Consider the following 7,662-nt stretch of genomic DNA (forward strand, 5'->3'; position numbering starts at 1 on the left):
ACTTCGAGCATGAATTGACAATTTCGCGCATGAATTGACGCAGCACCGTTCATTCGAGAGTATGTTCAGTCAAAGCCGATCGACGATCGCGCAGGCGATCGCAATCAAGGAGGATGCGTGGCTGAACGGGCTGCCGACGACGGCGTCGACGTGCTCCTCACCGGGCCCGTCTTCTTCGACCTCGTGTTCACCGGCGTCGACGGGGCACCGCGCCCGGGCACCGAGGTGTACGCAGAGGGCCTCGCGTCGAGCCCGGGCGGCGTCGCCAACCTCGCCGTCGCCACCGCCCGCCTCGGCCTCGGCACCGCGCTCGCGGCGACGCTCGGCGACGACGTCTACGGTCGCTGGTGCTGGGAGTTCCTCGCCGACCGCGAGGGCATCGACCTCGGCCGCTCGCGCCTCGTGCCCGACTGGCCCACGCCCGTCACCGTCTCGATCGCCTCCGGCAGCGACCGCAGCATGGTCACCCGCGAGGAGCCGGCGCCGTTCACCGCGGGCGAGCTCGTCGGCGACCGACCCGCCGCTCGCGCGACCTTCGTCGACCTCGGCGCCTCGCGCGGGGGCCGGGAGGTCGACGCCTGGTGGCGGGCCGCAGCCCACTCGGGCACGAAGATCTTCGCCGACCTCGGCTGGGACTCGAGCGGACGCTGGGACCCGGCCGACCTGCGCCTCCTCGCCGACTGCTACGCCTTCACCCCCAACGAGACCGAGGCCATGGCCTACACGCGCACCGACTCGGCGGCCGGCGCGGCCCGCGCGCTCGCCGAGCTCGTGCCGCTCGTCGTCGTCACGCGCGGCGAGCACGGTGCCGTCGCGATCGACTCGGCGAGCGGCGACGAGGTCGTCGTGCCCGCGGTGCCGACGAGCGGACGGGACGCCACGGGCGCCGGCGACGTCTTCGGTGCGGCCCTCGTGTTCGGCACCCTGCGCGACTGGGACCTCGAACAGCGGCTCTCGTTCGCGTCGCTCTGCGCGGCGCTCGCCGTCGAGCACCCCGGCGGCGCGGTCGGCGCCCCCGGCTGGGGCGACGTCGCCGACTGGTGGAGTCGTGCGCAGGGCGGCGACGATCGCGAGCTCGCGACGAGATTCGCCTTCCTGAGCGACGCCGTCCCCGAGGCATCCGGGCGCCGCAGAGCGGAGCTCACCTTCCCCTTCGCCGACTACGGCACCACAGCGGCCCGGCGATCGAATCCCGAGAAGAGAGGTACATCATGAGACGGAACACCCGACTGACCGCGGTGGCGCTGACGGGCGCCGCCCTCGTCGTCGCCCTCACGAGCTGCGCCCCCGGCACCGGTGCGAGCCCCGGCAACACCGCCTCCACGGGCGACATCAGCACCGACATCTCGGATGTCGGCGACGTCACCCTGACCGTGTGGGACCAGGAGGTGCGCGGCGGCCAGAACGAGCAGATGGAGCAGCTCAACGCCGCGTTCATGGAGAAGTACCCGAACGTGACGATCGACCGCAACTCGCAGTCGTTCGACGACCTCGCGACCACGCTGCGGCTCGCCCTCACCGACGCCGACGCACCCGACGTCGTGCAGGCGAACAACGGCCGCAACACGATGGGCCAGTTCGTCGCCGCCGAGCAGTTGCGCCCGCTCGACGACTACGCCGAGGCGTACGGCTGGTTCGACCGGTACTCGCCGTCGGTGCTGCAGTACTCGACGTACAGCGATGACGCGAAGGTGTTCGGCGACGGCAACCTGTACGGCCTGCCGCAGGTCGGCGAGGTCGTCGGCGTCTTCTACTCGAAGTCCAAGCTCGAGGAGCTCGGCCTCGAGGTGCCGGCCGACTGGTCCGAGTTCGACGCGGCCCTGAAGACCGCGAAGGCGGCGGGGGAGACGCCGATGCTGCTCGGCAACATCGAGAAGTGGCCCGCGCTGCACGTGTTCGGCCCGGTGCAGGGCGATGACGTCGACGCCGAGGTCATCACCGACCTCGGCCTCGGCAACGCCGGCCAGAGCTGGACCACGCCCGAGAACGTCGCGGCCGCCGAGACCCTGCAGGGCTGGGTCGAGGCCGGCTATTTCAACGACGGCGTGAACGGCACCGACTACGACGCGGCCTGGCAGTCGCTCGCGGCCGGCGACGGCGTCTTCCTCATCGGCGGTTCGTGGCTCGCCGCCGACCTCGCCGACGCGATGGGCGACGACGTCGGGTTCTTCATCCCGAACACCGGCGACGGCACGCCCGCGACGACGGGCGGAACCGGCCTGCCGTTCACGATCACCTCGGCGGCCGACAACACCGACGTCGCCGCGGCGTACATCGACTTCATCACGAGCGATGAGGCGATGGACGTGCTCGCCGAGACCGGCAACCTGCCCGTCAACCGCACCGCCGAGCTCGCCCCGAGCGAGGGCGTGATGGCCGACGTGTTCACCGTGTTCGGCGACGTCACCGGCAACGGCAGCCTGCTGCCCTACCTCGACTACGCGACGCCGACCTTCGGCGACACGATGGGACAGGCGCTGCAGGACCTGCTCGCCGGGCAGGCGACACCCGAGCAGTTCACCGAGACCCTCGAGGCCGACTATTCGGAGTTCGTCGAAAGCAATGGCTGACGGCACGACCACGGTCGGGCGGAGCGCCTCTCGGCGCTCCGCCCGATCGGCGTGGGTTCCCTGGGCGTACCTGGCCCCCGCCCTCCTGCTCTACGGGGTCTTCCTGCTGTTCCCGCTCGTGCGGGCCGCGCAGTTCTCGTTCTTCGAGTGGGACGGGCTCGGAGCCTCCACCTTCGTGGGGTTCGACAACTACGTCGAGATCATCTTCGACGAGCGCCTGCGCGAGGCCTTCTGGCACGCGCTCGTGCTCGTGTTCTTCTACGCGGTGCTGCCGCTCGTGATCGGCCTGCTGCTCGCGAGCCTGCTCACCCGCGCCCAGGTGCGCGGGCTCGGGTTCTTCCGCAGCGTGATCTTCCTGCCGCAGGTCATCGCGATGGTCGTCGTCGCCGTCACCTGGCGGCAGATCTACGCGCCCGACGGCCCGCTCAACGGGTTCCTGCGCATGATCGGGCTCGGCGCGCTCGCGCGTCCGTGGCTCGGCGACTACGCGTTCACGCTGCCCGCGGTCGGACTCATCGGCACGTGGGTGTGCACGGGCCTCGTGACCGTGCTGCTCATGGCCGGCATGAGTCGCGTGCCCCGCGAGCTCTACGAGGCGGCGCGGCTCGACGGCTCGGGCCCGGTGCGCGAGTTCTTCGCGATCACGCTGCCGATGGTGCGCGGCGAGATCACCGTGGCGCTCACGCTCACGATCGTCGCCGCCCTCAAGACGTTCGACCTCGTCTACGTCACGACGAGCGGCGGGCCGGGCACGTCGACGACCGTGCCGAGCTATGAGATCTACCGTCGGGCGTTCGAGCTCGGCGAGGTCGGTGTCGCGACCGCGGTGGGCGTCGTGCTCACCATCATCGTCTTCGCCATCAACGGCGTCGTGAACATGATCGGAGACCGCAAGTGAAGGTGTCCCCGATCGAACGAGGCGCGAACTACGTCGTGCTCGTCGCATTCGCGCTCATCGTGCTCGGCCCGATCGCCGTCATCGTCTCGCTCGCCTTCGGGCCGCAGAGCGCGTCGGCCGCACGCGAGGGCGGGCTGTTCCACCCCGAGAACTTCCCCGAGGCGTGGGAGATCGGCCGGTTCGGCCAGTACATGCTCAACTCGGTGATCGTCGCGGTGATCGTGGTCGTCGTGGCGGTGCTCGCGTCGATCCTCGCCGGGTACGCGCTCGGCACCATGAAGTTCCGCGGCGCGACGCTCATGTTCTACGTGTTCCTGCTCGGCATCATGGTGCCGACCGAGGCGTTCATCGTGCCGCTCTACTTCGACCTGCGGGTCGTCGGGCTGACGAACACGGTCTGGGGCGTCGCCGCGCCGCAGATCGCGATGTCGATCGCGTTCGGCACCTATTGGATGCGCACGTACTTCCGCACCTCGAGCCGGGCGCTCATCGACGCGGCGCGCCTCGACGGGGCGGGCTCGATGCGCATCCTCTGGCAGGTGCTCGTGCCGATCGGGCGCCCGGCGATCCTGACGCTCGTGCTGCTCACGTTCATGTGGACGTGGAACGAGTTCCTCATCCCGCTCGTGATGTCGCCGAGCGGGTCGGTGCGCACCGCGCCGCTCGGGCTCGCGTTCTTCCAGGGTCAGTACACGCAGGGCACGGCGCTGCTCGCCGCGGGCGCGGTCATGGTCGCGCTGCCGATCGTGCTGCTCTACGTGTTCCTGCAACGGCACTTCATCAAGGGCATGATCGAGGGCGCCGTGCGCGAGTGAGGCCCGCGCGCCGTCCGGCGCAGAGCGGGGTGCGCGCGTCGTCTCGGCGTGCACCCCGCATCGGCGTGCCCGCTGTGCGCAACTCCGCGCACGCGTTAATGCGTGAAACTGCGTGAAACTGCTTGATTGTTCGATCGAGTCTGCTCTAGCTTGATGGGAGATCGGGCGGCAGTCCGTCGTCCGAGCGTCCAACGGAGGACCGCATGAAACGACATCACGCCATGCTGCTGACCTCGCTGGTCACGGCCGCCGTACTCATGGGACCGGGTACCGCGATGGCAGCGACGATGGGCACCGAAACCCCGGCGGCCGATGCCGCCACGAAGCTCGAGGCGGGCGACCCCTCGATCGCGATCGACACCGAGCGCGGCAAGATCGACATCATGGGCATCTGGGCCCACCCCGACGACGACGCCGGGTTCACGACGCCCTGCGGCGTCTGGCACGACCTCTACGGCGTGCGCTGCGGCATCATCATGGCCACGCGCGGCGAGGGCGGCTCGAACTCGGTCGGCCCCGAGGCCGGCCCCGACCTCGGCCTCCGCCGGGAGAACGAGGACCGCACCTCCCACGTGCGCTCGGGCACGATCGACATCTTCAACCTCGACCGGGTCGACTTCTTCTACAACACCTCGGCGGCGCTCACCGCGCAGGTGTGGGACGCCGAGGAGACCCTGCGCCGCACCGTGCGCATCATCCGCGAGACCCAGCCCGAGATCCTGGTCGGCTCGACGCCGTCGCTCGCGGCCGGGCACGGCAACCACCAGTACGCGCAGGGCCGCATGATCTGGGAGGCTGCGGCCGCGGCCGCCGATCCCGAGATGTTCCCCGAACAGCTCGAGGGCACGGGCGCCGTCGACACCTGGCAGGTCAAGAAGATCCTCGCCGGCGGCCTCACGACCGGCTCGGGAGGCACGGCCGCGCCGAACTGCAACACCGGCTTCACGCCGGCCGCGACGAACCCGTTCACGGTCGTCGGCACGTGGACCGGCTACGACTCGCCGTACGTCTGGGCCGAGGGCAACGTGCAGGGCCAGCAGGCGGGCACCGCCAAGTCGTGGGCGCAGGTCGGTCGCGAGGGCGGTCGGGCGCACCCCACGCAGGCGCGCGTGATGGAGAAGGGCCTCACCAACCCCACCTGCCAGCGCTACGGCGTCTCGCAGTCGATCGTGCCGATGCAGCCGAACAGCTCGCCGGCCTCCGCGAACGACGACGCGGTGCTCTACGGCGCCGTCGTCGCCGACCCCGGCGGCATGCCGCTCGGCTCCGAGTTCTCGCTCGCGGTCGACGACTACTACGAGGCCGCCGGCGAGCCGTTCGAGGTCACCGTCTCGGCGCGCTCAGGCGAGGGCGACCTCGGCGGCGGCACCGTGAGCCTCGCGGTTCCCGCGGGCTGGCAGGTCTCCGACCCCGTCGAGCTCGACGGCATCGGCGACGAGGATGCCTCGACGGCGACGTTCACCGTCACCCCGGCCGCCGACGCGGCAGCGGGCGTCTACAAGCTCGCCGCTTCGTTCGACGGCGAGGTCACCGCGTACAACGACACCCGCATCGCGCTCGTCGCGCCCGTCGAGGGCCGCTTCGAGCGCTGGGGCAACATGGCCGAGTACGAGCAGTGGACCCGCGACCACGACGCCTACGTGGGCGGTCGCTCGAACGCCGTCGCCCAGATCGGCGCCGGCGAGACGGTGACGGTGCCGGTCGAGGTGACCAACCGCACCGCCTCGACGGAGTCGGGTGAGGTCGCGCTCGCGCTGCCCGCCGGGTTCGTCGCCGACGAGGCATCCAAGCCGTTCACGGGGCTCGCCGCGGGCGACACCGCGACGGTCGAGTTCGTCGTCACGCACACCGACCCAGCCGACCCCGGCAGCCGCACGGTGACGTTCACCGCGACGACGACCTCGGGTGCGGGCACCTCGACCGAGAACGAGACGGTGTACCTCGTGCCGACGGTCGTGATCCCGCAGCTCGCCTCGGCCCCGACCGTCGACGGCACCGCCGACGACGTCTACACGGGCGAGCCGGTCGACATCGGCACCCGGTGGGAGGGCGCGGCCTGCGCCGTCGAGGGCGTCGACTGCGGCGACGGCAGCCTCGCGAAGCTCGGCTGGTACGACGACGCGCTCTACGCGCAGATCCGCGTGACCGACGACGTGGCGAGCGCCGCCGCGACGCCCGACCGGTGCTTCGGCCACTGGCTCGTCGACTCGGTCGAGCTGCTGCTCGACCCGCGCGGCGACTCGGTCGACACGTCGACGACGTTCAAGCTCGGCATGTTCCCGTTCACCGACGATGCCGAAGGCGCCAACGGCAACGGCGAGGACGGCCCGTGCTGGTCGCGCGACGCCGACAACCACCAGGGATTCTCGACGGGGCCGCTCGCCGAGACCGTCGAGGGCGGGCTCAACGCCGTCGGCGTCGAGGTGGCGGTCGAGGTCGCCCGCGAGGCCGACGGCACCTACGCCGGCGGCGGCTACGACCTCGAGGTGAAGGTGCCGCTCGCGGCCCTGCCCGCCGCGGTCGGCCCGACCGGCGCCGTGCCTTCGGGCGACGCCGCGCAGAACGACGTCGACCCGCGGTACCTGGGGCTCAACGTGACCCCGTACGACTCCGACACGCAGGACTTCATCGGCCAGACCCGCACCGCGTGGTCGGCCTTCGGAAGCCAGCAGTCGGAGCCCTACCGCTGGGGTCACGCCTACCTCGACGGGTACGCCCCGCCGGCCGACCGGTCGACCGAGGCGTCGGCGCCGATCATCCCCGACACCGCCCTGCAGGGCGTGCAGTCGCCGCAGACGGTCGCGCAGTCGGCGACCAGGGGCGGCACGATCTCGGGGGTGCAGCCGAGCGATGCGATGAGCGTCACCGACGTCAAGGTCCAGCAGAAGAACGTGCGCATCTCCTACGACGCCGAGGAGGCGGGCACCGTGCGCGTCTTCCTCTGGAAGGGCGATACGACGTTCATCCCGGTCTGGACCACGAGCTGCGCCGGCGACGTGTACGGCTTCGAGGCCTGCTCGCCGGCCGACGGCGCGGCCCCGCCGTGGGCGCCCGACATGAGCGGCCGACTGCTGGGCTCGTTCGAGCAGGCCGTCGACGCCGGGACGGGCAAGCTCGCCGTGCCGATCGACGCGGCCACCCGCGCGGCGCTCGCCGACGACGCCCGCATCCTCGTCTCGTACGCCGAGCAGGGCGGCATCGAGGCGGGCAGCGGCGACGGCGTCAACGCGTGGAGCTTCCCGATCGAGGCGACCAAGCCCGGCAAGGGCTGATCCGCCGCGCGAACGCCCGGCCCGCATCCAGCGGGCCGGGCGTGGGCGCGGCGCCCGGCGGGCGCCCCGCGCTCGGGGATCGCCCCCCGCTCGGAAGGATGCCCCCC

General features: G+C 71.3%; 5 protein-coding genes. All 5 read left to right on the forward strand.

Annotation, left to right across the window (positions count from 1 at the left end; genetic code table 11):
• Nucleotides 1-117 precede the first annotated feature (117 nt).
• On the forward strand, nucleotides 118-1,215 hold the full coding sequence (locus ACFWGP_RS12185) for a PfkB family carbohydrate kinase (RefSeq protein WP_376931040.1): 1,098 nt from the start codon (nucleotides 118-120) through the stop codon (nucleotides 1,213-1,215).
• Nucleotides 1,212-2,570, forward strand: coding sequence for an ABC transporter substrate-binding protein (locus tag ACFWGP_RS12190; protein WP_376931041.1), 1,359 nt, complete (start codon nucleotides 1,212-1,214; stop codon nucleotides 2,568-2,570). The genes ACFWGP_RS12185 and ACFWGP_RS12190 overlap by 4 nt, the downstream gene beginning before the upstream one ends.
• Nucleotides 2,563-3,468 (forward strand): carbohydrate ABC transporter permease, encoded by a 906-nt coding sequence (locus ACFWGP_RS12195; RefSeq protein ID WP_231431890.1) that lies wholly within the window; start codon nucleotides 2,563-2,565, stop codon nucleotides 3,466-3,468. The genes ACFWGP_RS12190 and ACFWGP_RS12195 overlap by 8 nt, the downstream gene beginning before the upstream one ends.
• Complete coding sequence (locus ACFWGP_RS12200; protein ID WP_231431889.1) at nucleotides 3,465-4,283, forward strand: carbohydrate ABC transporter permease; 819 nt, start codon at nucleotides 3,465-3,467, stop codon at nucleotides 4,281-4,283. Before ACFWGP_RS12195 ends, ACFWGP_RS12200 begins: the two co-directional genes overlap by 4 nt.
• 203 nt (nucleotides 4,284-4,486) lie before the next feature.
• Nucleotides 4,487-7,555 (forward strand): NEW3 domain-containing protein, encoded by a 3,069-nt coding sequence (locus ACFWGP_RS12205; protein WP_376931042.1) that lies wholly within the window; start codon nucleotides 4,487-4,489, stop codon nucleotides 7,553-7,555.
• Nucleotides 7,556-7,662 lie beyond the last annotated feature (107 nt).

The sequence above is a fragment of the Agromyces sp. NPDC127015 genome (genome assembly GCF_042725165.1).
Classification (GTDB): Bacteria; Actinomycetota; Actinomycetes; order Actinomycetales; family Microbacteriaceae; genus Agromyces; species Agromyces chromiiresistens.

Excerpts from the sequence above, each read along its gene's own strand:
- ACFWGP_RS12205 (WP_376931042.1), top strand. The coding sequence starts at position 4,487 with ATGAAACGACATCACGCCATGCTGCTGACCTCGCTGGTCACGGCCGCC.
- ACFWGP_RS12195 (WP_231431890.1), top strand. The coding sequence starts at position 2,563 with ATGGCTGACGGCACGACCACGGTCGGGCGGAGCGCCTCTCGGCGCTCC.
- ACFWGP_RS12190 (WP_376931041.1), top strand. The coding sequence starts at position 1,212 with ATGAGACGGAACACCCGACTGACCGCGGTGGCGCTGACGGGCGCCGCC.